The organism is Verrucosispora sp. SN26_14.1, assembly GCF_004307965.1.
In the GTDB taxonomy this organism is placed as follows: Bacteria; Actinomycetota; Actinomycetes; order Mycobacteriales; family Micromonosporaceae; genus Micromonospora.
In genome coordinates this window covers 1-2508 of sequence record NZ_SISL01000653.1, presented here as the reverse complement: position 1 = coordinate 2508, position 2508 = coordinate 1, and the positions used below count along the sequence as shown (strand labels likewise).

Annotated in this window: 1 protein-coding gene and 1 pseudogene; both read right to left on the bottom strand. The window is 71.5% G+C overall.

Going from position 1 to position 2508, the window contains the following annotated elements:
- Positions 1-325, bottom strand: a pseudogene (locus tag EYA84_RS30460) (hypothetical protein); the annotation flags it as partial.
- A 174-nt stretch (positions 326-499) separates the two neighbouring features.
- Positions 500-2461, bottom strand: a complete 1962-nt coding sequence (locus EYA84_RS30455; RefSeq protein ID WP_201272529.1) for an amino acid transporter — start codon at positions 2459-2461, stop codon at positions 500-502.
- Between the last annotated feature and the right edge of the window lie 47 nt (positions 2462-2508).

Below are 2508 nucleotides of genomic sequence, written 5' to 3'. Positions count from 1 at the left end.
GTGGCGGGGTGCCGCCGGTGGCGAGGAGTTCGTCCGCGTCGCCGCCGTCGTGCCGCCACTCCGGGCGCTGGCGGTCCGGGCCCTGCTGATCCGGCCGCTGCCGGTTCGCACCGGGACTGGCGTCCGGGACACCGGGAACGTCGGAGTACATCGCGGCGGCCCGACCCGGGCTCGGGGCCGGTGTCCGGCTCTCGGTGGCCGAGGCGACGGCGGTCACGCCCGCCGCCCCGACCACCAGAGTTCCCGCCATCAGGCCGCCGGCCAACAGCCAACGGGACCGCCGTCCGGGTCGACCCGACCCAGGGCTGCCTCGGTAGGTGGACATCAAGGTTCCTGCCTCTCGTGCATGCGAAGACACGGCCGCGCCGAAGCGGGCGCGGGGTGGCGGACGTCGCCTCCGCCACCAGAGGTCACCGTACGAGGATCAAGAACCCAAATCCGGCATACGTGAATAAGTAAGCCACTCGCGTTCATATTGCATCAGAGGGGACTCGGCTCGTCAGCCGACGTGGATGCCCGGCCGCCGGGCCGGGTCCGGCTCGGACTTGCGCAGGATCTCCCGGACCACCGGGGGTGTGTCGCCCCGCCCCAGGATCAGGTACCGCAGCAGGTGCGCGATCGGGTTGCCCTCGGACCACTCGAAGTGCGCGTGCGGGCGTACGCCGGTGGCGTCGCGCAGCGCCAGCAGGATCGCCGCGATGGCATTGGGCGCGGCCGGGCTGCTGGCCCGCAGCACCCGGTACCCGCCCACCTCGACGCCGCAGACCCGCAGCACGTGGCGGAACCCGGACGGGTCCACCACGTCGATCTCCAGGAACAGCACGTCGGTGGCGCCCGGCACCGGATTCAGCCCCCGCTGGGCGCGCTCCTTGATGGTGTACTCCTTGACCGCGCCACTGCGCCGCTTGTGGGCGATCACGTGCAACCGGCCGTCGTGCGCCACCGAATCGGCCACGAACCGCCGCGCCACCTCGTCGAACTCGACCCGCTCCGCCCGCAGCTCGGTGGTCCGGCTGACCCGGGAGACCAGCGACACGGCGATGATGCCGAGGATGAACAGGCCGGAGATGGCGATCCCGTCCGGCTTCTCGATCACGTTCTCCACCAGGGCGTACACCAGCACCAGGGTGAGCGCGGTGAAGCCGACGGAGGCGGCGCGCTGGCGCCGGGCGATTGCGGCGATGGTCACCGCCACCGACGCCGAGACCATCATCGCCAGGATCCCGGTCGCGTACGCGCCGGCCTGCGCGTCGACGTCGGCGCGGAAGACGACGGTCAGCACGATGCAGACCAACGTGTAGACGATCACCACGGGTCGCACCGCACGGGCCCACTCCGGCGCCATGCCGTACGACGGCAGGTAGCGCGGCACGATGTTGATCAACCCGGCCATCGCCGAGGCACCGGCGAACCAGAGGATGAGCACGCTGCTCAGGTCGTAGACGGTGCCGAACGCCTCACCGACGTGCTCGTGCGCGAGGTAGGCCAGCGCCCGACCGTTGGCCGCACCGCCCGGCGCGAACTGCTCGGGCGGGATGAGCAGCGTGGTGACGAACGTGGTGGAGAGCAGGTAGACCGACATGATCAACGCGGCGGCGGTGAGCAGTCGCCGGGTGTTGCGGATGCGCGCGGCGAGCCGGGCCTCGGCGTCCCGGCCCTCCCCGGCGACCAGCGGCATCATGCTCACCCCGGTCTCGAAGCCGGAGAGCCCCAGCACCAGCAGCGGGAACGCCAGCGCCGCGGTCAGCGCCACGCCACCCGGGCCGCCGCCGTCCGTGGTCAGTGCCGCAGTCCAGTCCGCCAGCGGAGCGGGATCCGCGGCCAGGTCGGTCAGCGACACCACCACGATCACCGCGTTCAACACCAGGAAGACGGCGACCAGCGGCACCGCCACCGCCACCGCCTCCCGGAAGCCGAGCAGGAACACCCCGCCGAGGATCAGCAGCAGCACCACGGTGACCGTGACCGCCACCGCGGTCCCGCCGAACGCGTCCGGCAGGTACGGGTTCTGCAACATGTGCACCGTGGCGTCGGCGGAGGAGAGCGTGATCGTCACGATCCACGAGGTGGCGACGAATCCGAGCAGCACCAGTACGAAGACCTTGCCCCGCCAGAACGGCAGCAACCGTTCCAGCATCGCCACCGACCCCTGGCCGTGCGGGCTCTCCCCGGCCACCCGGCGGTACATCGGCAGCATGCCGAACAGGGTCAGCGCCACGATCAGCAGAGTCGCCAGCGGCGAGAGCGCCCCGGCGGCCAGCGCGGCGATGCCCGGCAGGTACGACAGGGTGGAGAAGTAGTCGACACCGGTCAGGCACATCACCCGCCACCAGGCGTGTGCTTTCGTCTGCCCCTCGGCCGTCTCCGGGCCGACCGGCTGCACCTGGTGCACGAAGAGCCACCGGCGCAGCCGGCTCTCCGGCCGAGCCGGTCCGGCCGGTACCGCTACCCGGTCGGGCACGGTGACCCTGTCGCTTATTCACCTCTGCCGCTGCCGCCGAAGGCTTA